Raw genomic sequence first — 25,304 nt, 5'->3', positions numbered from 1 at the left:
AGGAGTAACCTGCAAATTTGGATGCTTCGAGCGATCGCCCAAGCTATTCAAATTAACATGTGCTTTATATCACTGCTTTTTTAAGTAAAGATACTAAATGGCATTTTTTCGCGGTATTTACCATTTGACCCAAATCCCAAAAGTCCCTAGTCAAGAGTCAAAAGCTAATGACTAATGACTAATGACTAATGACTAATGACCAATCAAACCACAGCTGCTGTCGGTGCGAGTTTTTCCTTTTGTGACATAGACAACATCAGGTCAATGACGCGATTTGAGTAGCCCCACTCGTTGTCATACCAGGCAATTACCTTAAAGAAGTTGGAATTCAACTCAATTCCAGCCCCTGCGTCGAAGATACTAGAATGGGTATCGCCTTGAAAATCTGTGGAAACTACTTCTTCATCTGTGTAGCCCAAGATACCCGCTAGTGAACCTGCGGCTGCTTCCTTCATGGCAGCACAGATTTCTTTATAACTAGTAGCTTTGGCAGTTTTGAAAGTTAAATCAACTACAGAGACATCGGGAGTCGGAACTCGTAATGCCATACCAGTCAGCCTACCCTTCAATTCTGGTAAAACCAACGCTACAGCTTTAGCTGCGCCTGTGGAAGAGGGAATAATATTCTGGGTTGCACCTCGACCACCCCGCCAGTCTTTCTTACTGGGTCCGTCTACAGTTGGCTGGGTAGCAGTCATGGCATGGACTGTGGTCATTAAACCTTCAGTCAACCCAAAGTTGTCATTGATCACCTTAGCTATGGGAGCTAGACAGTTTGTAGTGCAGCTAGCATTGGATACAATTATATCTTTGCTGGGGTCAAATAAGTGATGATTTACACCCATTAGTAGGGTAGAAACCCTATCTGGATCTTTGGTAGGAGCGGAAATTACGACTCGCTTTGCACCTGCTTTCAGGTGGTTTGCGGCTCCTTCGTAGTCGGTGAAAAGCCCGGTAGCTTCCACTACATAATCTGCGCCTAATTGTCCCCAAGGTAACTCTGCTGGGTTCCTCACCGACACGCAAGGAATAAAGTGTCCGTCAATAACGATACCATCTTCCTTGGCTTCAACCTTGAATTTTAATTTGCCGTGGGTTGAGTCGTACTTTAATAAGTAAGCGAGATTATCTGGTGGTACTAGGTCGTTAATGCCGATAAATTCAATGTTAGGGTTATCGATGCCAGCACGAAGCACAAGTCGCCCGATTCGACCGAAGCCATTGATACCAACCTTCAATTTAGTCAAGATTAAACCTACCCTTGTGGAAAGTTGAACAAAAGGAGAAAGTTAAAAGTCAAAATAGATTGCCTTTTACTCTTTACTCTATGATCCTGACAGTATCAGTCAGCTAAGACATATTTACTTGGCATATTTTAAGGATTGGGCAAAACTGTGCTGAGTTAGGAGTTGGGAGTTGGGAGTTTGGAGTTGGGAGTTAGGAGTTAGGAGTTGGGAGTTAGGAGTTAGGAGTTAGGAGTTAGGAGTTGGGAGTTGGGAGTTTGGAGTTGCGAGTGAGGAGTTGGGAGTTGGGAGTGAGGAGTTGGGAGTGAGGAGTTGGGAGTTGGGAGTTGGGAGTTTGGAGTTTGGAGTTTGGAGTTTGGAGTTAGAAGATGTTTTACACGAGTTGCAAAAGTGCGACTCGTTAAATAATTTGCCTTTGTAAGCCACGATTTGTTAGGAGGTAAACAGCAAAAGTTCCTACCCAGTGACTAGCTGCATAATGTTCACTTACAATATCTGCTAGTCGATGCTGACGGTGGTGAAGGGCAGCAGAGCGAAGTGTTTCGATGCGGCGATCGCTATTTGCTAATCTAGAGATGATCCCCTCAAGCATGCAAGCACGACTGAGATTAAGCCCGTAAAAATGGGCTTGCATATAATCTTCAGGATTATCTACTCTGACTGGTTCTAACCAATTTGCAAAATTATCAATGGGTATTTGGGGAAGAAAATCGGTAAGCCAGTCAGTAAAAGCTTTTGTTGGCAAGACTCGCCGCATTAGGTCTGCTTCGGCAAGGCCAGGAGAGAGAAAATCGTAGCCAAGGGGTTCAAATTGTAATGAGTAATTGCGATCGCTAAGATAAAATTGCCGTGCTTTGTTCTCTATTAACTGAATAAATTCAGCATTTTCGGTAATCCGTCCCCAATCTAGCATCAAACCAAGTGCAAAAGCTGTTTGACTATGCATCCCTGTGCGATTTGGGAGTTTCAGCCCGTTAATCCAGCGCTGTAAATTACCTGCAATCAACTTTTCTAGCGGTTCCAATATAACCCGCCATTGTTTCGCTTGAGGATGATTCCACTCGTGAAGTTCCGCAGCCAGTTGTAAAAGCCATGCTACACCATAAGGAAATTCAAAAAAGGGCAACCGTTGAAAATGGGCAATTTCTCCTTGAATTTTCTCAGGTGTTAGGCTTTGCTCAAGTGCTTGCTTTGATGCTGCATTAAAAGAGGCTTCAGGAAAGTGACGCATTAGACGCACCAGCAACCAGTGACCATGTACGGCTGAATGCCAATCTAAACAGCCATAAAAAGCAGGAGTCAATTCACGCGGTGGTTTGATATCCTTGTCGCTATCAGCCCAATAGATACCACTGTGGGGATATTCCCGCCCGATACAATCCAGTACTAATTGAGCAAATTGTGCTGCGATCGCTTCATTTATCTCTAAATTATCCGGTGGCATCGTTACTTAGTACAGCATTCCGTAAAAGCATAGCGTTTTTAATGCAGGGGAACGCATTAACTTTAAAGAGAGAGGTTTTGAATCTTACTCCCCAACACTAGTAAGAAAGGGGCTGTTCTGGTTAGGTCTGTATTAGACTTAGCCGAAGCGATGCTGCCCAGATCCCCGACTTCTTGAAGAAGTCGGGGATCTAAATCCATTTAGTAAGTGCCATTCCACCTAACAATTTGTCTTAACCCAAACATAAGTAAGTCGGCGCAAACAATCATCACTGGTTTGTAGTTGCGCTTTAGCGCTAAAGCGCAACTACGAGCCAAATACAAAGATTTTACTTTTCGTTACATAGTTTGGTTTTTTCTCGCTGACCTACATATTGTGATATAAGTTATTATTTTAAGCAACAAACACTTCCATCACTTCTGCTTCCGGTTTTACCCTAGCTTCTGCTTCCAGAAATCCAGCTACTTGAGCCTCAATTTCATCGCGGACAATTTGGCGATACTCCAAGAAATGCTCAATTTGGGCGCAAACAGCTAAGTAGCTACTCACCCCACCCGGATTATGCTGATACATATTCCACAAGTTGCGCCAGAATTGCCAGCGCGTCTGACGACGTACACCTTGCCGCCAACAAATAATCAGAAACGCTCGGACTACTTTCCAGTTCAATGGTTTCTTGGCAGCTTTGCCCTTTTTCGGGTAGGTTGCTTCGCCCAAAAGCCGGAAATGTTTGTATGTACGTTCCAAAAACCGCTCTGGCTCATACAAATCACAGAACGCCTGCACATATTCACGAGCGATATCTTCTAAGGGTCGAGTTGGGACAAAGTTCATCAACGTGGTTTGGTTGATATTGGCTGATTTGTTGCGGAGTCGTCCTTCCTTTTCTAATCTATGCCAAAGCGCTGTATCTGGAAGCGCTTGCAACATACTAAATAAGGCTGTGGGAATTGCTGTTTCCTCAACAAACTTGACAATTCGTGCGCCTGCTCCTACTTTCTCGCCATCAAACCCAATGATAAAGCCTGCCATAACTCGCAACCCTGAACGGGTAATCCTATTCACCGCCTCAGTGAGCGAGTCTCTGGTATTCTGGTATTTCTGAGTGAAAGTGAGACTTTCTTCGTCGGGGGTTTCAATTCCCAGAAAAACCGCTCCAAAATTACACACTACCATCAAATCCATCAGTTCTTGATCTTGGGCTAAATCAACTGAAGCCTCTGTGGCAAAGGAAAAGGGATAGTTATGTTCTACCATCCAAGGCAGAAGGGACTTTAAAAATAATTTGACATTCCGCTTATTACCGATGAAGTTGTCATCCACCATAAAAATACTGCGTCGCCAACCCAGTTTATACAGATAATCAAGTTCTGCTAATATTTGTTCTGGGTTTTTGGTGCGGGGTTTGCGACCATATAGCACAATAATGTCGCAAAATTCACACTGAAAAGGACATCCACGCGAAAATTGCACCGACATCTCCGCATAGGCTTCAAATTCTAGCAAGTCAAAGCGAGGAGTTGGAGTGTTGGTAACATCTGGTTTTTCACCGCCAGAGCGAAAAATGCCTGTGCGATCGCCCCGGGCGATCGCTGCTACAAATAAGGGTAGGGTAATTTCCCCTTCGTCCAATATCAAGTAATCTGCTCCAGCAGATGTCATTTCATCTGGTAACGCTGTCGGGAAGGGGCCACCCACAGCTACCCGTTTACCTCTCTGTTTTGCTTCTAATATCTGAGAGAGTAAATCCTCTTTCTGCACAATCATCGCCGACATAATAACCAAATCTGCCCAAGCCCATTCTGCTTCCGTACAGACGCGAACATTTCGATCTACTAGCTTATACTCCCATTCTTGAGGTAATATCGCGGCTACAGTTACCAAGCCTAAAGGCGGTAACATTGCTTTACGGTCTAATAAAGCGAGTGTTTTTTCAAAAGACCAGAAACTTTTTGGAAAACGGGGGTATAGAAGTAAAACATTCATATTTGACGCTTATAAACCTTCATTTTAGCTGCTGCTTGAATTTACATACAACTTAGCCACTCTAACAACACATTAGAGGAGCCTTTGTATCCAGTAGCTATAACCTCTACTATGACTGATTTAGACAAAGCAATATTTTTTAAGCACATTCATTCATGATAGATATTTAAAATTTTTTTTACGGATAGATTCAAAAAAATAGAGGAAAATACGGTATGCTTATGACAAGCTCCTAAATCTATATTATGGGGGTTGTAATACGTAAATTTTGAACTGTGAGCGTATCTCTTTTCTTAAGCAAACTCACACACCGTCTTGTATAGAAGCGGTGTGACCTAATTACCTACCATTTGATTAATTATTTAAGAGATTTTCAGGAAATAAATTATCTAATTTTTTAGATTAGACGTCTTACTTGTCCGCAACCAAAGACGCGCTTTTTGGGTCAGCCCACAATAAATAATTGGATATTTTTTCTTTATAAGTTTCTAACAAAATAATTAATGTTTTCTAACTTAAGATTACGCAAATGGCAAGTAATATACATTTAACTGATAAATAGTTCTTTGACTGAGACTCAGCTTAGGTATTAGTTATAGGACTTACGCTTTCAAGGCAGTGAAAGTCCTGATTTCCTGTAGGGACAATTCATTAATTGCCCCTACATTTGGTACTTGATGCGTAAGTCCTAAGTTAGTGAGAAATTCAGGAGAAATAATATGGCTTTTATTTTCGGCACTACAAGTCCTGACAACAAAAATGGGACTTTGGGAGATGACACGATAGTTGGTTGGGCTAATGGTGGTAATGTCAATAGTCCGTCCGGTAACGATACCTTAAATGGTTTGGCTGGTAACGATTCACTTAATGGTGGGACGCTAAACGATAGTCTAGTCGGTGGACCTGGCAATGACACACTTAATGGTGGCACAGGTATCGACATCTTGGATGGGGGAACAGGCGACGACACTTACATTATTGACAATGTTGGTGACACGATTAGGGAAGCTATTAATTCAGGCACAGATAGCGTTCGGTCTTCTATCAGCTACACACTGGGCGCAAATCTGGAGAACTTAACACTAGCATTCGTAGGTAACGCCACTGACGGTACAGGTAACAGTCTTAACAACTTCATCAATGGTAATGGTCTTAACAACACTCTGAATGGAAGAGCGGGCGATGACACGCTAGATGGTAATTTAGGCGATGATATCCTCAATGGTGAGGACGGCAATGATAGCCTACAAGGCGGGCCTGGCAATGACGTACTCAATGGTGGGGCTGGAAACGATATCCTCATCGGTGTTTATCCTGGTAGTCTGGTTCCACCGGGGCTAGGGGAAACTGATATCTTAACTGGCGGGGCTGGCGCAGATACATTTGTCTTAGGGGACGCTTCAAATATTTTCTACGACGATAACAACCCTACGACTACTGGTTTTGGGGACTTCGCTACTATTACTGACTTCGACTCTAGCCAAGATCAAATTCAACTCAAAGGAACTCCACAGGACTACCGCCTGCAAGTTTCTGGAAACAACACACGAATATTTTCACGGCAATCGGGACAGGTAGATGAGCTAATAGGTATTGTGCAGGGAAAAACCAATCTCAGACTTAGTAGCGATGACTTCCTTTACTATGAGCGGGAAAATGCTGGAGAAGCTACAAACAACACACTAGGGAATCCTGAAGATTTAGGTTCTTTCTCATCAGGCTCAAAAGTTAATATTTCAGGCCAGTTAACAACAGTTCAATCGAGTAGCAATCCTGATGTTGACATTTTTACATTTTATTTACCAAATCCAGGAACCGTCACTATCAACATAGCGACATCCGGGAAGGCAAATATCGGACTGTTTAACTATGGGACTTTAGTGACCAGTCAAAATTCGTCATCAGTCACTGGTTTAGTGAGTGCAGGTCAGTACTCAGTTTCAGTGAGCAAAGATTCTTTCTTGCCTCAAAATAATGGAACTTTCTTTGGTACCAACTCTGAACCTGATTTTTCTTATACGCTAGGAGTCGGTTTTACAAGATAAGAACTTTATCAACTTAAGGGGTACTGACTAGGGAGACACAGTGATGTGTCTCCCGTTAGGCTATTACTCCTGAAAGCGGGTGCAGTATTGTTAAATGAAAGCTATGCTTAGTTTCAACTTTCAGATACCGTTCTTGTAAGGGTTGCCACTTCTGCCACGACTGATAGCGATTTTCAGTTAACAAAGTAGCAAGGGTAGGTAACTCATTCTCAATTTCTGACTTGAAGACATTTGTAAGCCAGTCAGTTAAAACAGCACTATCTTGCATCGTACCCAAAATTTCTTGGATATTTTTCACTTCTGTAAGGTAAGCTGCGTAAGACTCGCCATATAAGTCAGTAAATAACTCCATTTGGTAGCGTAGACGTTTAGCTTCTTTTCGCAAACTGTGAATAATTTCACCTTCTGTTGTTAATTGTTTTTCTATCTTTTCTGGTTTCCAGTTCTTCTGGATTATCACTTCTGATTCTACAAATTGGGTGCCAACTAGCCAACCCGGATGCAGTAAGAAATTACTGACTTCTGGTAAAAGTAAATCTGGTAGGATCTGCTGAATGGTAAAAGATGCCAAAGGTTGATAGCTGGGTTTCTCTAACCATTTGTCTAATACATCTTTTAAAGACTTGTAAGATTCATCTTTTAACGTTTTTTGCACATCCGATAGTACATCTTCACGTTGTTTCGCCAAAGCTGTAAAAGCTGTTTTTAGAGATTCCTGTTCTTTGCGGGGTAAGTTTGGTTTATAATCGTTTTCCAAACTTTCTTTGAGTACATCTAAATCTCTCAAACTACCAAGACGACGGGCTATTTTACCGATATTTTTATCGTTGACTGGTTTCGGCACATCCACCGCTAGCCCAAAGCTAGTTACTGCTGTCCGTAAGCGACGCATTCCCACTCGCATTTGGTGCAGCGCTTCTGGATCTTCATCTTTCTTTACTGATTTTTCGTACTTCAAGGTTTTCTTAAAGTGTTTTTCAATTGCTTGGTAGGCGTAGTCTCCTAGAGTTTTTACCGTGGGTTGTGTGGCTAATTTCATAATTGATCTTAAATGACGATTACCTCATGAGGTTATTGCATAATAACATTAGTTAAAAATTTCTATCTAGTTTTGATATTTCTTATTCAATGAATATTATTAAGTATGCTAACGAGCATTAATACTTGCATCCTCTTAGAGAAATATCCAATATCTATCAAAGGTCTAAAGAGCAGATTCACCCTGGCGATTTTATCTGACTTTTCCCGGTATCTGGAAAACCTCACTTCTATTTCTCTCTTCCTTTAAGGAAAGAGACTTTGATTTTTTCCCCTTAGAGGTTGAATGAACAAGTCTAATATGTTACTCACTTGGGCGATTGTAAATCGCGGCTACACAGACTAAACCCACCTCCGTGGGTTTGAAATCCTTGATGAGTGTGTTAGTTTGCACAGACGGACGAGAGCCTGTGTAGTAGCGAATTATATTCGCCCAAAACTTGTTCATTCATCCTCTTAGACTCTCAAGAAGGCGGTTAGGTTAATCGTTAGCTTTTCCACATAACCTGAATTGCCCGGAGATTTTAGATGTCCGATAGCTTCTAAAAATATTAAGTAAGTGGGTCAAATTAAATATAAAACCTCACCCTGCTTGCGGCTTCCCTCTTTGATGCTTTGGAGAGGGATTGAGGGTGAGATTTTATCTTATGTTAATTACGCCTACCTACTTAAGGATGATATTAAATCATTTCTGATGATAATATCATTAATTTTTGTGCGATCATAAAATGTCAAGCTCAAATTAGCTAAATTAAGTTTTATTGACTTTTGTAGATAATTTGAAAGCACACATTTTGAATTATTAAAGGTTAGTGGAGATTGCTTGTACAGGACAGGTAGGGATACATTGTTCGCAGACGATACAACGCGATCGCGTGAATGTGAGTTTGTATGTCTCTGGGTGGAGGGTGAGGGCTTCGGTAGGACAAACCCCAGTACACAAGCCACAGTGGACACACACATCCTCGTCGATCGCAATTTCGCCTAATGTATAAGAAACATTAACATGGCGCGATCGCATCCACTCGATCGCCGCATCTAATTGATCGATATCTCCCAATAGTTCCACTACCAGTTTGCCAATTTGATTTGGCGCAACTTGGGCGCGGATAATATTAGCAGCAACGTTGAACTCTTTGGCCAGTACGTAAGTGACTGGCATTTGTACGGCGCGTTTTGGGAAGGTAAGGGTTACTCGTTTTTTCACAGGTTTAGCAGAGGGTTTCTTCTGTTGTAGCGTATTGATCTTTATAAGCAGAGGAGCCTACGGTGTACACACACGTATAGGGCGCAAGGGTTCCAATTCTTCCAGCCCTATAAATACCTAAATTTTGGGCAACTGGAAACTTTATTTATATCACTAAATTTTAGGGCTAGGGCAACGAAACCAAGTTTTAGGTAGGATTTCAAGACTACTAATTAATGGATTCCCAAGAGATAGCCAATAGATTTAATGACGCTCAAATAGAAATTACCTTCTCTTTCGCGGAATAGTTCAAAGGCAGAACCAGGCGTGCCAAAAAATGGTCTGAGAGTCCATCCTAACTGACTACCGACGAAAGCGTAAAGAAATAGCCAAAATTGTAAAATCTTCTGGCGTGTCTTGCTACCTTCATTATCTTGTTCTAAAACTAAATTTGTGGCTTGATATAAAGACGAAATACCAATAAATCCAGTTAATGCAAATATGAATACATTTAACAGAATTAAAAATTGGTAGTTCTTGGTGGTAATTAAGAAAAAGAGGGTGATTGGTGCAAAGCTGAATAAAAGTACACTCGTAACTGAAACAGCAGTTAAAACTAATGCTAAATGTTGTCCAAAAGTCCGCTTTGAACCAAAAATAACGTTAGCAAAGTACAATGTTGGGATACAAATTAGGAGTGTAATTAAATAAAGGGCTGGAAGTTTAATAGCGGAAGACAAAGCTTGCATCCAACTATGGTATGCACCAATGATTCCGCCATACGCGGCGAGAAATAAGGAACTGCAAACTAGTAGAGAAATAATTTTATTTGGTAATCTCGTACCTTGGCGAACTTCCTCTAAAAATCCTTGGCGATCGCGCAGAAAACCAATCAGTATTGCAAAGTATTTGATTCCTAAAGATTTGCGTTCAATCATGTTATCCTCACACAGCTAAAATTCTAAGTTTGATCGGGAGCATCCCGTCAGGTGCAAAAACTTTGTGTTTGCCCTCATCCCCTAACCCCTTCTCCCAAAGATGGGAGAAGGGGAACTAGAATTATGTCTCCCCTCTCCCATCTGAAGGGAGAGGGGCTGGGGGTGAGGGAAAAGATTTAAGCCAAAATTGGGATGCTCCCGTTTAATCTGAGTAATCACCGCCAGAACCATACTTCCAAGCATCAATTAAACGATGCCAATAATATTGTTGTTCTTTTGGTTGATTCTTAATCCATATTTCTAACATTGGACTTAGCCAAAACAAGGCAGTGTATACACCTAAATTACTGTAATGTAACATCCAATTTAACAAACTTGTCAAACCTACTTGGGGAATTATCTTGGCAACTAATACCGGATGATCTAAACCAGTTTTTAAGAGTGTTTTTGTTAGTGCCGAAAACTGTACTATATCCTGTAAAAATGGTTTTAGCACTGGTGTACCCAACTGTTGCATTTCTTCAAATACCGCCGAGAGGAGTTGGTTAATTTGATCTGGAGCAATTTTCTGATTTACACCAACACTCATCGCCTTTTGAAACAACCAGGTAACAGTCAAACTTGGTTGATAGGGTTGTAGTAGTGATAAATCCTTTGCAGATAATTGTTCTGTTTCTAGTGCTTCGTAAATACCAAACGTTAAACGCTTCAGGTGACGCACCATTGCCCCAAAACCACCAAAACTCAAAGGAGATTGACTACCACTGCTATCTCCGGCTGGTAGAATGCGACTCCAAGGGGTTTTGATGGGGCTTTGGCGATAGGTGGGAAAGAAACCAAATAGCGATCGCTGAAATTTCAGTTTGCTCAACTCCACTCCCTGATATTCTGGTAATAGACGCAGATAGTCCTCAAATAGAGCTTCTAAACTTAAACGTTGGGGATGTGCATCCATATAAGTAAATAAATAAGTTGTTCTCCCATCTCTGGCGGGAAAAGCTTCCCAGAAGTACTGACATTGCTTTTGCAAAGCTGTAAATGATAATATTAAATCGCCTGAGTTATTTTCTGCAAAACCTTGGGCGCAACTTCCGACAACTAAGCACAGTGCATCTGGTTTTTTGCCTTGACGGGCTTGTTGAGTGATGGGCGAAAGATGTCCCATTGCGTCGATTAATAAGCGAGTTTTAAATTGGTTATTTACCATCACCCCATCTGGATGAATCACCGCTTCAGTAAAGGGTGTGTTTTCTAACAACTTTCCACCTGCGGCGATAAATCGAGTTTTTAAAGTAGCTAATAGATAAACTGGATCTACACCAATATTCAAAACATCCTCTACCCAAACTTCTGCACCGCCAGCAAAACTAACTCGCGCTGGGTTATATTGAGTTGCGATCGCACTCTCTAATTCTTCCTCAGTCAGCAAGTTTAATTCTACAAATACATCTAATTCTTTGCGAGAAATATTCCACTCTTGTTCCCTCCCCCGCAAAATACCTCGTTCCATCAACGTTACCCGCAGTCCCTTTACCGCCAAGGCGCAACCAATTAAAATACCTAAAGTGCCACCGCAGATAAGCAAATCGTTGTCTACAACACCTAAAGGCTGTTGATTTTCTTTAACTAAGGTTGGGATAGGTGCGGAATTTTCGCGCAGAGATGTTAAGATGCGATCGCTTTGGCGTAACCCTGCTAAAACATCGCCGGGTAATTGGGAAAGAATTTCTTCTGTTAAAGACATTTTGGAAAAACTCAACTCTACATTCCAAAATTACCTGAGAATGAAGAAAGTAGATATGATCGTGGCCAGATAAATCGTAATTGGAAGAGGACTTACACAAAAGAGATCCCCCCTAACTCCAGGGCTATTTAGTTCTAGACATAAACCGCCCAGAACTAAAGTTCCGGGCTAATAGCCCAAGTCCACTAAAGTGGACTAAAAGCCTTTAAGTAATCGGACAGAAATATTTACATATTAGGTTTTAGGCTACATAAGGGTTTCAGGTCGAAATTTGTGTAATTAATTTTGTCTTACTACTTATTAGTCGTCTTTAGACGACTTTTGCTATTAGCCTCAGAATTTATTCTGAGGCAGGGCTATTTCATTCTCATCTAGTCCGCCTCAGAATGAATTCACCAGGCGTATAGCGAAAGTCGTCTAAAGACGACTAAGACTCATGTTTTAGTCCGTTTTAACGGACTTTAGCTATTAGACCTGAACTTTAGTTCTGGGCGGTTTATGTCTAGAACGAAATAGCCCTGATATCAAGGCAATGAAATTCGCAGCGACACAAACGAACTCTGCTTTCGCCCATTAATTTTCAAGCGTTGAGACAGATGGAGTAAATCAGTTAACTTTTTTAAAAGTACCAGTAATTACTGAACCTGGATTGGTTTGGAAAAGAAAGATTTCCTTGCCACCATCAACAATAGTACCACTTAAAAAAACGTTCTCATTAAGACTACTTGTGAATACTATCTGCACTGTACAATCTTTTTTAACATTATAGGTTCCTGATATTGTCCTGTTTGTAAATATACTACCGTTACTGCTAACAGCATCTGTTCCTTGAAAATTTCCGTTTCCATTAAGCTGGACTAAACCAACTACAGCTATAGGCGTTGCTGAAAACGTCCCAGTCAATTTACTTCCATAGCTACCTTTTATGGTTGCATTATTACAAGAAGGCGTAGCTTGGGCGTTCACCTTTTGAGAGATAGCATCTGAAATCGTCAATGCTGACACAGTACCAATTATTAACGTCGTAAAAAAGCCTTGGATTTTAAAGTTCATCATATTCATGAAATCAAGCCACACTTGCGTAAACATTGACACTAGAAGATTACTATTGAATGGCTTAACTTGTAAATCTCACTAGAAAGTAAAATTTTTTACACCAAATCTATTTGCGCCCACAAAGTCTTTGCTACCTTTGAACTTGCGTCCTTGGAGATTTTGACCGGAGAAATCTAAAGTCATGTTCTACTTAACAGAGGTGAGCAAATTCAACTACACGCTCACCCCTGTAAATTCAAGAAGCGATCGCTTACCTCATCCTAGTCCAACTGCTAGACTACCACAACATGAAACCTACCCCTATCATTTGATGATATACCAAATACCGTTATTACTTTGACGTAAAATCTGGTATTTTTGCTCAACAAATTCTATCAGTTTAGGAAAACTTTTTTTGATTATAGCCTGGGGAACATAATCAATAAAGATATAAGGAGGCTTTGATAAATCTAACTGCTCTATAAGTGCTAACCATTGCTCAGGCAGATAATATTCAAGCGCCCAACCACGTAGAATTGTTGCTTGATTCCGACCAGAAAAGTAGTAAATAGATGGATCGCCAGCTACGTAAATATCACCACTAAGGCTTCCTGGTTGAGATATCAAGTTAGCCTCTGAATGAAGGGATGGATATTTTTTTCTAAAGATAGTCTGATATTTCAATCGTGTATCTTCAGTTAAAGCAAAGTTATTATTAACCAGAGCCACGCTCTTTTTTATAAGAGTGGATGATAATGGTAAGAACAATAAAAATATTAACAGAAATGTCGGCATTTGGGAACTTAATTCTTTTAAAGAGTCCCATAATACATCTAACCCTTTAGTTGCTAAAATACCTATAGGTACAAACAATAGTAAAAAATGATATTCCCAAAATCCTTTATATTGTAGAGCAATAACACTCAAACCAAAAAAACACCAAACAACAAGTAACAAAGTCAATACATTTTTAGATTTACGCAATGAAGCATCTATTGCAATAAGAGTTATTAAAACTAAAGGGTAAAAATTCTGTAAAAACCATTTTATTCCCGAAACTAAGTCCTTTGGATTTAATGCAGAATTAGCAAGAATAAGAGGTGGATATATAAAAAATGTCTGATACACTATTGAAAAACTATTATACCAAGCAAAGTAGCTGGCAAGGACTAAAAGAGGAAAGATAATCCCTAGAAAAATTGGCAAACAAATCTCAATAAATATTTGTTGAATGCCCTGCCGTTTTATTAATAGAGAATACATCAATATAGTCAGCCAAAACGAAACTAATATCAGCAAAAATATTAATTTAAATAGGAGGACAATTCCGCCAATAAAGCCTGAGAGTAAAAGCAGGATAAATCTTTGCTTTCCTTCGCTTTTAAAAGATTTAAAAGTTAGCCAAAGACAAAGGAATAATGGGAAACCAACCAGCGCTTCCACTTGAGTAAGATGCCAAGCGCCGGAAACAACATAGTAAACACCAACTGTTAACAAAGGTACTAGGCTTGCAATTATCTGATGCCGAAAATAGCTTTTTAAAGTCAGCAGCAATATTATCGAAAAAAATACCATGTAAATAAGTTCAAAGGCATGGATGCCAATCTCATTAAAACCGAACAAAGTTCCCGCCAAATAATAAAAGCAGAAAATCCCCGGTTGTTTTACATCCCAAAAATCACGATAGAGTACCTTTCCTTGTTGCATCTCTAAAGCACCTAGCCTAAAAAATGCTTGATCTCCATCAAATGGAAAAGGTAAATGCACAAGCCCAATTATCACAATAATAATTACAACTATAAAGTCAATTTTATTTAATTTAGTAATACTAATCATGAGACTTTTCATTTCAATATAAGTAACTATCCCGCCCTAGTAAATATCCTAGCGAGATAACAGTAAATATGTAGCTTGTTTATCACTCTTATTGTTTAGATAATGTTTATAAACTATAAAGAAACTGTAACCGCAAATGGCTACAAGCCTCTTGTTACTTAACTTTAATCTTAACTTGGCGATGACTTTTTAGAGTTTGCAAATGTTTGCAGTGTAAGCAAAACTCCATATTCATATATTGCTTCAATAAGCAGGTAGGCACGAAAAAACTAAACTATGTAAAGATAAATAACTCGAATGGATTACTAACGGAACGTCTAAACTGTTACTTTGATTGGCTGCAAGTATATTGGCCAGTGTGTGGTGTGTGTCTTAAGTATTAATGTAGATATAGACACAGCAAAATAACTTGCATTACCGGAAATACTAATGAACCGCTCGAAAATAATTGCCATTGTTACAGGTGCGATTTCGGTCATTTTAGCGATCGCTTACCTGATCTTAGTCCAACTGTTGGACTACCGAGACATGAAACCCGCACCTATGAGCCAATTTAGCCAAGCGCCTGCAATTATTTCTTTTTGTTGGCAAATTGACAAAATTACCCAAGTGTGATTTCTTTAGCTGAATTTTAGAGACGCAAAGGACTTGCGTCTTTTATCATTTATGTCAATAAGTAAAAACTCATGATAAATACAGTTAATTCATAGATAAAAAACAATAGCTATTATTGATTACTCCAATAGTCTCTTATATAAGATTTATTTACAGTAGTTATCTCAAATTTATTTAGATAACTTAATTCCATTTGGACAAATATAACGGTAAGCTATTTCTAACAAAATTAAATAAAGATAAAGTTGTCTGATGTGCGATGCCGATAGCGAGTTTGCGTTCGCTTTTAGCGTCTCGTAGAAATCGCTGGGTTAGCAGGGATCAACGCTAGTTGACTCAAAACCCCAAACTTTGGATGAAAATATAGAGGTAAGTTGATGGCTCAGTTTCTACTTGAGACTGTTTGGCTAGTTCCGTGCTATGCCTTAATAGGTGGCTTATTAGCCGTACCTTGGTCGCCGGGGATCATTCGGAAAACGGGGCCAAGACCGGCAGGTTATGTAAATTTGGTAATGACATTTTTGGCGTTTGTACATAGTGCGATCGCTTTACAAGCAACTTGGAATCAACCAGCCCAAGAAGTATTTATTCCTTGGTTATCAACAGCTGGTTTAAACCTCACCATTGCTTTAGAAATATCCTCGGTGAGTGTCGGCGCTGTAGTTGTGATTGCTGGCTTGAATTTGCTAGCGCAGATTTATGCTATTGGTTACATGGAAATGGATTGGGGTTGGGGACGGTTCTATTCCTTATTAGGATTATTTGAAGCGGGATTATGTGCGCTTGCTTTATGTAATAACTTGTTCTTCAGCTATGTAATTTTGGAAGTTTTGACGCTGGGAACCTACCTACTAGTGGGCTTATGGTTTAGCCAGCCGTTAGTAGTCTCAGGTGCTAGAGATGCTTTCTTAACTAAGCGGGTAGGAGACTTATTCTTACTAATGGGCGTGTTGGCATTATGGCCCTTAGCCGGAACTTGGAGTTATCCAGAACTAGCCAAGTGGGCGGCTACTGCTAACGTCAACCCGACAACAATGACACTGGTAGGTTTAGCCTTAATTGCTGGGCCGATGGGTAAATGCGCTCAGTTCCCTCTGCACCTGTGGTTGGATGAAGCGATGGAAGGCCCAGTTCCCAGTACGATTTTGCGGAATTCGGTAGTAGTAGCTAGTGGTGCATGGGTGCTGATTAAATTGGAACCAGTGTTAACCATCTCGCCCATAGTTTCCTCAGCTATGGTGGCTATTGGGGTAGTGACAGCGTTGGGTGCTTCTTTAATTGCGATCGCTCAAATTGATCTTAAACGCTGCCAATCGTATTCTGTCAGTGCCTACATGGGTTTAGTATTCATTGCTGTAGGAGTGCAACAATACGAAACGGCGCTATTGTTAGTACTCACCCATGCGATATCCGCAGCCCTGTTGGTGATGAGTACTGGCGGAATTATCTGGAATAGCATCACCCAAGACGTAACCCAATTAGGGGGATTGTGGAAACGTCGCCCGATTTCAGCAATAGCTTTTATCGTCGGGACTTTGGGATTAATTGGTTTTCCACCACTGGGTAGCTTTTGGGCGTTGGTGAAACTAGTAGATGGGTTGTGGGAAACGCAACCTTGGCTAGTGGGAGTAGTGATAGCAGTAAATGCTTTGACAGCCGTGAGTTTAACCAGAGAATTTGGTTTAATTTTTGGCGGTAAACCTACACAAATGAGTCAGCGATCGCCTGAAGCCCACTGGCCGATGGTTTTGCCAATGATGATTTTAGTGGGTGTCAGTCTACATCTTCCTTTAGTGTTGCAAAGCTTATCACTTTTACCAGATTGGGCAAGCCTAAATAAAGATGTCGCATTGCTTTTAATTTGGTCGAGTATTTTCGGTTGCAGTATAACTGGTGTGATTTATTTAGGCAACATTCCTAAACCGATTCGCCTCCCTTGGCAAGGGTTACAAAATTTATTTGCATACGACTTTTACACCCCCAAACTCTATAAAATGACCATAATTTTTGGAGTTGCCAAAATTTCCCAACTTGCGGATATGATTGACCGCTTTGTAGTCGATGGCATCGTTAATTTTGTTGGTTTATTTTCGCTATTAGGTGGTGAAGGTCTTAAATACAGTACATCTGGTCAAACCCAGTTTTATGCCTTAACCGTCCTTCTCGGAGTAGGTGTTTTAGGAATGTGGGTAACTTGGCAATTTTGGGGAGTGCAGTTTTTAAATTTGGTTTTCCCAATTGCGACACTTGGGTAGCAGTAACTATCCTAACTAAAAGTTAACAGTTTGATATTTTGAGAAGAATTCCATGAGCAGACAACATCCCCAAATCAATCTTTCCAGAAGAAGTTTATTCAAGTTTGGTGCAGGTGCGATCGGTACAGGTGTATTGACAGCCGGACTTAGCTCTAACTTACTTGCAGCCGAGGAGAAAGCCCCAGCCCAAGATGATATTACCCCCGACAAGGCATTGCAAGAATTATTAGATGGGAATGAAAGGTTTGTCAAAAATAAACGTAAAAGCCCCCACCAAACCCATTCGCGTTTAGTCGAAGTTGCCAAAGGACAAAAGCCCTTTGCTTCTATTCTAGGCTGTGCAGATTCACGAGTGCCTTCAGAGATTGTTTTTGACCAAGGACTTGGAGATTTATTTGTCTGCCGTGTCGCTGGTAATATTGCCACACGAGAAGAAATTGGTAGCCTAGAATTTGGTAGTTTAGTATTAGGTTCCAAAGTCATAATAGTAGTGGGGCATGAAAGATGTGGTGCAGTAAGTGCCGCAATCAAAGGTGCTGAAGTACCAGGACAAATTGGCAGTTTGCTTGAGGCAATTAAACCAAGTGTAGAAAGCTCAAAAGGAAAATCAGGAGATAAGTTAGAAAATGCTTGTAAAGCAAATGTTTTAGCACAAATTGAAAAATTGAAATCATCGTCAGTTTTATCTGATTTAATCAAGGCAGAAAAGCTGAAAATAGTCGGGGGTTATTACGATTTAGATACTGGTAAAATCAGCATAGTCAGTTAGATTTTTTGTCCTTTGTCATTAGTCAGTAAGTAATAAAGGACAAAAGACAAAGGACGAAGGACAAAGAAGAAAGGACAAAGGACAAAAATTACCATGTTAAGTGTTTTGATTTGGCTTCCAATTTTAGCCGCCGCTATCATAGCAATATTACCTGTAAGTATCCCTAAACATCGCATTCGTTTAACAGCATTAATTTTTTCGGGAATAGTTTTCTTCTGGAACCTGTTTATCCTGCTAAAATTTGATATCAGCAATCCAGGGATGCAATTTAAAGAGTATTTACCCTGGAACGAAACCCTTGGATTGAGCTATCAAATAGGTGTTGATGGGCTTTCTATCTTAATGTTGGTGTTAAATAGCCTGCTCACCTGGATTTCTATTTACAGTAGTAGTAAAGAAACTGAACGCCCCCGGTTATTTTACTCCATGATTTTATTAGTTAGTGGAGGAGTCGCAGGTGCTTTTCTAGCAGAGAATTTACTACTATTCTTCCTGTTTTACGAACTAGAATTAATCCCCTTTTACTTACTAATTTCCATTTGGGGAGGGTCAAAACGGGGTTATGCTGGGATTAAATTCCTGATTTATACTGCTGTTTCAGGAGCATTAATTCTGGCAACATTCTTGGGTATGGTATGGCTGAGTGGTTCTACCAATTTTGCTTTTGACGCATTCTCTACAGAAAATCTATCAACAGCAAAACAACTCCTTTTACTAGCAGGGATAGTATTAGGTTTTGGGATTAAAATTCCTTTAGTTCCCTTCCATACTTGGCTACCGGATGCTTATGTTGAAGCTTCAGCACCAATTGCGATTCTTCTCGGTGGCGTGTTAGCAAAGTTGGGAACCTATGGATTGTTGCGATTTGGCTTGGGTATGTTTCCCCATGCTTGGAGTATTATTGCGCCGACATTGGCAATTTGGGGAGCAGTCAGCGCTATCTATGGAGCAGTAGTTGCGATCGCTCAAAAAGATATCAAGCGCATGGTAGCATACAGTTCTGTTGGTCACATGGGCTATATCGTGCTAGCTGGTGCTGCTAGTACTCCCTTAGCACTCGTTGGTGCAGTCGCCCAAATGTTTAGCCACGGTATCATTCTGGCGATTCTCTTCCACTTGGTGGGAGTCGTAGAAGCCAAAGTTGGCACCCGCGAATTAGATAAACTCAATGGTTTGATGAGTCCCATCCGCGGCTTACCTCTAATTAGCGCTTTACTAGTTTTAAGTGGGATGGCTAGTGCAGGTATTCCCGGTTTAACAGGATTCATTGCCGAATTTATCGTCTTTCAAGGTAGTTTCTCTGTCTTTCCGATTCCGACAATTTTGTGTGTAGTAGCTAGCGGATTAACCGCAGTTTATTTTGTCATCCTCCTCAACCGCACTTGTTTTGGCAGACTTGATAACTTCGCCTACTATCCTAAAGTTATTTGGTCTGAGAAAATACCAGCTTTAATTTTGGCAGCTTTTATCATCTTTTTGGGAGTACAACCCACTTGGTTAGTCCGTTGGAGTGAATCCACAACTACAACAATGGTGGCTGCAATTCCCTCCTTAGAAAAAACCGTAATCTCGGAAGTAGCGCTGAAATAGATTACAGTTTCTTCCTCTTTAACAAACTTTGGGGGTTTAAGTCCTACCCTTTGAAGGACAGCGCGAATTGAACGCCTCAGCTAAATCGCACGTTGTAATGCGAGTCGGAAACCGTCCCCACAACAGCACTCAACTCTTAGAGACGCTTTGTGCGTTCGTCACAAAACGTAATTACGAATTACGAATTACGAATTACGAATTACGAATTATTTAACATTCCCCATTCCTGATTACCATGACAGCAATTAAAACAGCAATTAAATTACCTCCTTCCAAGCACGAATTTGCTGAAGTAATTCACCGCTTTGAAGCAGGCGGTGCAATGTTACCCGATACTCCAGAAAATTTGATGCAAATCATCGGTTTATATAAAGCTTATGCTGTACCGATGGATTTTTACTGGCGCGACCTACTTTATATTGCTGAAAACGAATTTTTAAACCCGCTTCCCTTCTTTAAATACTTCTTACCCAAAAAGTATTTAGAACTGCATAATCATTATGCTGGTGATGATGCCGATTTGCGAATTTGGCGCGGCGAAGCTACTGCACATCCAGAACTTTTGGCATTTATTGAAAAGGGCGAAACTTTCAAAATGCCGAAGTTATTGCATCACTTATTCCACGATCGCATTAACATGGAATTTGCCGAAGCTTGTATGCGGGCGATGTTATGGCACAGAGGGATGGGTGGACAATTTGACCCTTACCTAGATTCAGAAGAATACAAAGCCAACGCTGACAAGGCAATTAAAGCTTACTTCCAAGGGAACCCGGTAATGCTGGGACTTTACAACCTGTTCCCCGATATGTTTTTGGAACAGTGCCGCCAGATGTCATACTACGCTAATCTGGGCTTATTCTGGGAAGTCATGGCCCCAGTGTTCTTTGAAATGTCCGATCGCTATGACGAAGGTACCATTAGCAGCGTCCCAGAGGCAATGAGTTTCTTAGTTAATGGTATATTTGCGATCGCAGGTCGTCCCATTTACCATCACGTTTATATTCGTGGCGAATGTTACGAAATTGTCCCCAAATCCAAGGGTTTTATGTGGCTATATGAAGCAGCATTACCTTATGTAGAAGCTGTTTTCTACCGCACCGCACCCTTCCGGGGGACAAAATCTTATAATGCTCAAGCGCGTCAAGTACCAGAAGACCAGAAAGACTTTCACTATGGTATTCTTTACGCTGATGTATTTCCAGTGGGTACTGCTGGCATTCCCCCGACATTATTAATGCAAGATATGTTGCACTTTTTGCCCCCATATCTTATTGATTACTACAGCCAACATTGCCGGGGTGAAGAAGATATGTTGATTCAGTTGGGAGTTAGTTTTCAACGGTCAATGTACTGTGTTACTTCTGCGGTAATTCAAGCCTTGAGAACGGCACTTTTATATCCTTTAGATGACCCAAATCCCAAGCATTTACAAGCCAATCGAGATTTTTTTGAGATGCAGCTAAATCGCTTTACTCGACCCGACTATAATATTCGTGATGCTGCTCGTTTGGGGAGTATTCAAAAGCAAGATTATAGATAAGTAGGTAGGCGTAATTAAATATAAGATAAAACCTCACCCTCTATCCGGCTTCCCTCTCCAAAATATCGGAGAGGGATTGAGGGTGAGGTTTTATTTTTAATTTGACCCACTTATATCATGTCCGCTTGATTACTTACTAAATCCGAAGAACCCCACCCCGCCAAAGCTACGCTTTGTCTCCCCTCCCCGCTTGCGGGGAGGGGATTAAGGGGTGGGGTGCAATGACTGTGGGAATCATAACTAATTATGCGGACATGATATTACTTAAGTAGGTAGGCGTAATTAAATATAAGATAAAACCTCACCCTCAATCCCTCTCCGATATTTTGGAGAGGGAAGCCGGATAGAGGGTGAGGTTTTATATTTAATTTGAACCACTTACTTATCAACTAAATTTTTGAAAAGCGAATGTTCCCGAATTCTATCAAAGTCTGGGTCAGTTTTAGCAAGTTCCCAGAATATATCTGGTTCGCCTTTTATTGATTGCTGTAAATTTTGAATCGCCAAAGCTACATTACTTTGCAGCGCATAACAACAAGCTTTGTTGTACCAGTATTCAGGATAATCAGGCTTGATTTCAATTGCTTTGTTATAGACAACTAACGCTTCTTCATATCTTTGTAATTCCATTAAAGCGACACCTTTAAAATTCAAAGCGTCGGTATTATCTGGTTTTAGTTCAATAACTTTGTCATAAGCGGCGATCGCATCTTCATACCGATGTAAATAATAAAGTGCATTGCCACGATCTAGCCAAAAACCATAAAAGTCAGAATCGATTGCGATTGCTCGTTCATAAGAGTCTACAGCTGCTTGATAATCTTGCTGTATTGCTAAGGTTTTTCCTCGTAACCACCAAGTATTGCTATCATCTGGTCTAATTGCAATCACTTTATCATAGGCAGCGATCGCTTGATCGTAACGCTGTAATTTTGCCAAAATTTCGCCTTGATTATACCAAGCTTGGTAGAAATCTGACTGGATGGCGATCGCTTGGTCGTATGCTGCTAAAGCTTCTTCGTATTTTTCTAAATCTTTAAGAACAATTCCTCGATAATACCAAATTTCTGGATCGTCAGATTTAATTAAGAGTGCTTTTTCATAGGCTATAATTGCCTCTGCATATCTTTGTAAAGAATAAAGCGAATAACCACGCCGAAACCAAGCATTAGGGTAGTCTGATTGAATTTGAATAGTTTGGTCAAAGGAGGCGATCGCTTCCTCATGTTTATTTAAAAAATAAAGCGCATAGCCTCGCCAATACCAAACATCAGCATTTTTAGGTTGCGTTTTAACAATTTTGTCATAGCAGGCGATCGCTTGCTCGTATTGTTGCGAAGAAAATAGGCGATCGCCTTGGCGCTGTAAATCTCTGTTTTTATCTCTAAATATCCATAATACCAAAATTATTCCTAGTACTAAATACTGTGATGACTGTCTAAATATCCCATTAGCTATAATGGCTAAGTCTAGCGGAATGCCTAAAAATTGATTAATTTCATTAGTCAAATCCCATAATAATCTATTGAAAGGTCTAGCAAACCATAACAGACCAATCAGCACCCAAATTCCATATTTCCTAAACTTGTTAAATTGCTGTTGAATTGGTTTTGGTAACCACGGCTCAATAATTCCATAGCCATCAAGAGCAGGAATAGGTAATAAATTAATGAAAACTATATATATATTCAGAGAAATTATATAAGCTAGTGAAATAATAAAAAAATACAAAACCGAATTCTGATGTAGCCTCAAGGAATACCAGCCAAATTGAAAAGGCAGGGACAGCAAGCAAGCTAAAATCACATTCGCAAGCAGTCCAGCAGCAGAAACAGCACTTTTCCATTTGCGATCGCGTAATCGATTCTGATTAATATAAACTGCTCCTCCCGGCAGAGCAATACCACCAATGAGGAGAAAAAATAGTGGAATCACCAAACTCAAACTCGGCTCGGTATATTTGAGTGGATTTAAGGTCAAATATCCCTTATCTTTAACGGAAGTATCACCACCCCAATAAGCTACTACTGCATGACCAAATTCATGCAAACATAAAGACAATATCCAACCAAGACAGATAAAAACAGCTACTAACCACATAATTTTAATTTATTATTCATAATTAATATAACCTGAATTTCCGTATGGCAACTTTACTAGAGTAGTTCCTTTACTAAGCATTCAGAATCAACAAGTTAAACCAATTCGCAATTCGCAATTCGCAATTACGATATGAAGATGCGCCAAAATATATAAGGAACGAACCACAAAGGGCGCATAAGTAAGTGGGCGCAAATAATCATCACTGCTCGTAGTTGCGCTTTAGCGCTAAAGCGCAACTACGATCCAAATACAGAGATTTTACTTTTCGTTACATAGTTTGGTTTTATCTTGCCTACTTACTTATCTCTGAAATAGTTGCATTTTGAGAAAAACCCCAGCTAAACTTATCAGCTGGGGTTTTTGTTGCTTAACTCCTAAAAAATAGATCGGCTAATATATTCCAATAAGTTCAGACAGAGGGCGCTATTCCTCTTGAACATCAACCCAAATACTACCTTCTTCCACACGAATAGGAAATACTGGCAATGCTTTTTGTGGCGAAACCATCGAGAGTACCTTACCTACAACAGGTGGCCACGAACACCAGCCTTGTACCTCACCAGTCCGCAGGTCAAAAGCACTGCGATGGAAGGTACAAACTATTGCCCCATCTTCAGTGATTTTACCACTTTTCAACGGTAATTTTAAGTGGGGACAGTTGTTATCTACAGCATAAAGCTGATTTTCGTGATTCAAAACCAGAATTTTCCGGTTACCAACTTTCACCACTTGTCGCGTACCTGGGGAAAGTGCTTCGACTGCAAGAACTTTAGTCCAACTCATTAGGTTCTCCTCTCCTAATTAATCTGCTTTCAGTTTCTCGCAATTGTGACCACTGCGATCGCCTTTTACTATTGGGGAGCGGGGAAGGATAAACTCACTAGATGACATTTTGCCAAAATAGCGATCGCTACGACGGGCTTTGCCTACGGTGGTAGAGTTGATTATAGGTTAATGAAAAAATTAATGCCCTAGCCTCAAACCTCTTTCCATAAGCATCTGAGGTTCGATATTCTCAACTGTAGGTATCACTTTTAACTGAGAAATCCGGGCGATCGCATCAGCAATATTACCTGATTGGACACGTAACCAAGCGGTGTGAGGCGCATAGTCAAGGCTTTCTACTATTTCGTAACCGGCTCGATTAATTACCTCGCGCTGCGACTTCACATCAACGCCTTCAGCAAAGCGGATGAAAACCAGCCCAGTTGGTACTGCTATCGAACCATTTGGTTGTAATGTGTAAATTGGAGTTAGTGTCCTCTGTTCTGATTGATTGGGTTCGCCTGGAAAAACTGCTATTTTACCATCGTTAAGTTGTAAAATTGCTCCTAGTGCCACGGTCTGGGGGTGCTTGTAATGTATTGCATAGTACCCAGGCTTCCGAGTGTAGGATACAGCAGTGCGTAGGGGTAGCCCGCCTTGAGCATCGTTGCCAACGCGAATTTGTTCAGGATACTCAGAAAAGTAATCTTTTTGAAATCTCACTTCAGGAATCAGGGGTAAAGAATACACCTGTAGAAAATACTCAGCCGGGAAATAAAACATTTTTTTCAAGTTCTAATGATGTTATAGCGTTTTTCAATGGTATGTAATGGAATACAAATCTTCCATCGGGATGCAAGCTATCCGCCTTTATTCATATTGAAGATTCATAAATCTCGCACTGCGTTTCTATCCCGCCTCGGAATGAATTCCGAGTCTCATAGCTAAAGTCCACGCTTTGTGGACTAAATTGCTCGTTCAGTCCACAAAGCGTGGACTTCAGCTAAAAGCCAAAGAACTTTAGTTCTGGGCGGGATATCGGTGAGTGTGACAGTTTCACTCTGACAAAAATGTAGGTAGAGGACGACTTGTCTGTATACCGTAGCCGGGAGCAAGGAGAGGGGTTGGGGGTGAGGTTTAAAAATGTACTTGATGCAAACTCCAAGCG

The 25,304-nt window shown here is 40.5% G+C and carries 19 protein-coding genes; 6 read left to right on the top strand and 13 right to left on the bottom strand.

The annotated features are described in order from the left end of the window. Positions 1–203: 203 nt before the first annotated feature. The 3 genes from gap to V7K73_RS06115 all read right to left on the bottom strand — a co-directional run bounded on the left by gap (position 204) and on the right by V7K73_RS06115 (position 4,674). Positions 204–1,247, bottom strand: coding sequence for a type I glyceraldehyde-3-phosphate dehydrogenase (gene gap, locus V7K73_RS06125; RefSeq protein WP_334878088.1), 1,044 nt, complete (start codon positions 1,245–1,247; stop codon positions 204–206). A gap of 397 nt (positions 1,248–1,644) precedes the next feature. Then, complete coding sequence (locus V7K73_RS06120) at positions 1,645–2,688, bottom strand: DUF2891 domain-containing protein (RefSeq protein WP_334878086.1); 1,044 nt, start codon at positions 2,686–2,688, stop codon at positions 1,645–1,647. A gap of 393 nt (positions 2,689–3,081) precedes the next feature. Further along, the gene (locus tag V7K73_RS06115; RefSeq protein WP_334878083.1) at positions 3,082–4,674 is read right to left on the bottom strand and encodes a B12-binding domain-containing radical SAM protein; all 1,593 of its coding nucleotides are present in this window, start codon (positions 4,672–4,674) and stop codon (positions 3,082–3,084) included. A 719-nt stretch (positions 4,675–5,393) separates the two neighbouring features. On the opposite strand from V7K73_RS06115, the gene V7K73_RS06110 reads away from it, so the two are divergent. After that, complete coding sequence (locus V7K73_RS06110; protein WP_334878081.1) at positions 5,394–6,719, top strand: calcium-binding protein; 1,326 nt, start codon at positions 5,394–5,396, stop codon at positions 6,717–6,719. Between the two features lie 55 nt (positions 6,720–6,774). Here the strand turns inward: V7K73_RS06110 and V7K73_RS06105 are convergent, their stop codons facing one another. The 7 genes from V7K73_RS06105 to V7K73_RS06075 form a co-directional block, all read right to left on the bottom strand. Continuing rightward, on the bottom strand, positions 6,775–7,758 hold the full coding sequence (locus V7K73_RS06105; RefSeq protein WP_334878079.1) for a CHAD domain-containing protein: 984 nt from the start codon (positions 7,756–7,758) through the stop codon (positions 6,775–6,777). Between the two features lie 303 nt (positions 7,759–8,061). After that, the gene (locus V7K73_RS06100) at positions 8,062–8,205 is read right to left on the bottom strand and encodes a hypothetical protein (RefSeq protein WP_334878077.1); all 144 of its coding nucleotides are present in this window, start codon (positions 8,203–8,205) and stop codon (positions 8,062–8,064) included. A 354-nt stretch (positions 8,206–8,559) separates the two neighbouring features. Then, the gene (locus tag V7K73_RS06095) at positions 8,560–8,964 is read right to left on the bottom strand and encodes an NIL domain-containing protein (RefSeq protein WP_229494508.1); all 405 of its coding nucleotides are present in this window, start codon (positions 8,962–8,964) and stop codon (positions 8,560–8,562) included. Positions 8,965–9,176: 212 nt separating this feature from the next. Beyond that, positions 9,177–9,881 (bottom strand): actin-binding WH2 domain-containing protein, encoded by a 705-nt coding sequence (locus tag V7K73_RS06090; protein ID WP_334878072.1) that lies wholly within the window; start codon positions 9,879–9,881, stop codon positions 9,177–9,179. A 202-nt stretch (positions 9,882–10,083) separates the two neighbouring features. Next, positions 10,084–11,625, bottom strand: coding sequence for an FAD-binding oxidoreductase (locus V7K73_RS06085; protein ID WP_334878070.1), 1,542 nt, complete (start codon positions 11,623–11,625; stop codon positions 10,084–10,086). A gap of 606 nt (positions 11,626–12,231) precedes the next feature. Continuing rightward, on the bottom strand, positions 12,232–12,714 hold the full coding sequence (locus V7K73_RS06080; protein WP_334878068.1) for a hypothetical protein: 483 nt from the start codon (positions 12,712–12,714) through the stop codon (positions 12,232–12,234). Positions 12,715–12,984: 270 nt separating this feature from the next. After that, a complete protein-coding gene (locus V7K73_RS06075) occupies positions 12,985–14,496 on the bottom strand; it encodes a hypothetical protein (RefSeq protein ID WP_334878066.1) in 1,512 nt (503 codons plus the stop codon). A gap of 429 nt (positions 14,497–14,925) precedes the next feature. On the opposite strand from V7K73_RS06075, the gene V7K73_RS06070 reads away from it, so the two are divergent. The 5 genes from V7K73_RS06070 (at position 14,926) to V7K73_RS06050 (ending at position 21,268) form a co-directional block, all read left to right on the top strand. Next, complete coding sequence (locus tag V7K73_RS06070) at positions 14,926–15,111, top strand: hypothetical protein (protein WP_334878064.1); 186 nt, start codon at positions 14,926–14,928, stop codon at positions 15,109–15,111. A gap of 377 nt (positions 15,112–15,488) precedes the next feature. Beyond that, positions 15,489–17,366: an NAD(P)H-quinone oxidoreductase subunit F gene (locus V7K73_RS06065; protein WP_334878063.1), complete on the top strand. Its 1,878-nt coding sequence runs from the start codon at positions 15,489–15,491 to the stop codon at positions 17,364–17,366. Between the two features lie 52 nt (positions 17,367–17,418). Continuing rightward, on the top strand, positions 17,419–18,135 hold the full coding sequence (locus tag V7K73_RS06060; protein ID WP_334878061.1) for a carbonic anhydrase: 717 nt from the start codon (positions 17,419–17,421) through the stop codon (positions 18,133–18,135). 93 nt (positions 18,136–18,228) lie between these two features. After that, positions 18,229–19,725 (top strand): NADH-quinone oxidoreductase subunit M, encoded by a 1,497-nt coding sequence (locus V7K73_RS06055; RefSeq protein WP_334878059.1) that lies wholly within the window; start codon positions 18,229–18,231, stop codon positions 19,723–19,725. Positions 19,726–19,960: 235 nt separating this feature from the next. After that, positions 19,961–21,268 carry a CO2 hydration protein gene (locus V7K73_RS06050; protein WP_334878057.1) on the top strand — a complete coding sequence of 436 codons (1,308 nt, stop codon included), beginning with the start codon at positions 19,961–19,963 and terminating at the stop codon, positions 21,266–21,268. Between the two features lie 378 nt (positions 21,269–21,646). On the opposite strand, the gene V7K73_RS06045 is transcribed toward V7K73_RS06050, so the two are convergent. The 3 genes from V7K73_RS06045 to V7K73_RS06035 all read right to left on the bottom strand — a co-directional run bounded on the left by V7K73_RS06045 (position 21,647) and on the right by V7K73_RS06035 (position 24,919). Continuing rightward, positions 21,647–23,368, bottom strand: coding sequence for a tetratricopeptide repeat protein (locus V7K73_RS06045; RefSeq protein ID WP_334878055.1), 1,722 nt, complete (start codon positions 23,366–23,368; stop codon positions 21,647–21,649). A 426-nt stretch (positions 23,369–23,794) separates the two neighbouring features. Next, positions 23,795–24,154: a Rieske (2Fe-2S) protein gene (locus V7K73_RS06040; protein ID WP_334878053.1), complete on the bottom strand. Its 360-nt coding sequence runs from the start codon at positions 24,152–24,154 to the stop codon at positions 23,795–23,797. A gap of 180 nt (positions 24,155–24,334) precedes the next feature. Continuing rightward, on the bottom strand, positions 24,335–24,919 hold the full coding sequence (locus V7K73_RS06035) for a hypothetical protein (protein ID WP_334878051.1): 585 nt from the start codon (positions 24,917–24,919) through the stop codon (positions 24,335–24,337). Positions 24,920–25,304 lie beyond the last annotated feature (385 nt).

It is taken from the genome of Nostoc sp., assembly GCF_036916975.1.
In the GTDB taxonomy this organism is placed as follows: Bacteria; Cyanobacteriota; Cyanobacteriia; order Cyanobacteriales; family Nostocaceae; genus Nostoc.
Note: the sequence above shows the minus strand (reverse complement) of the source record. Positions and strands in the feature narration are given on the sequence as shown.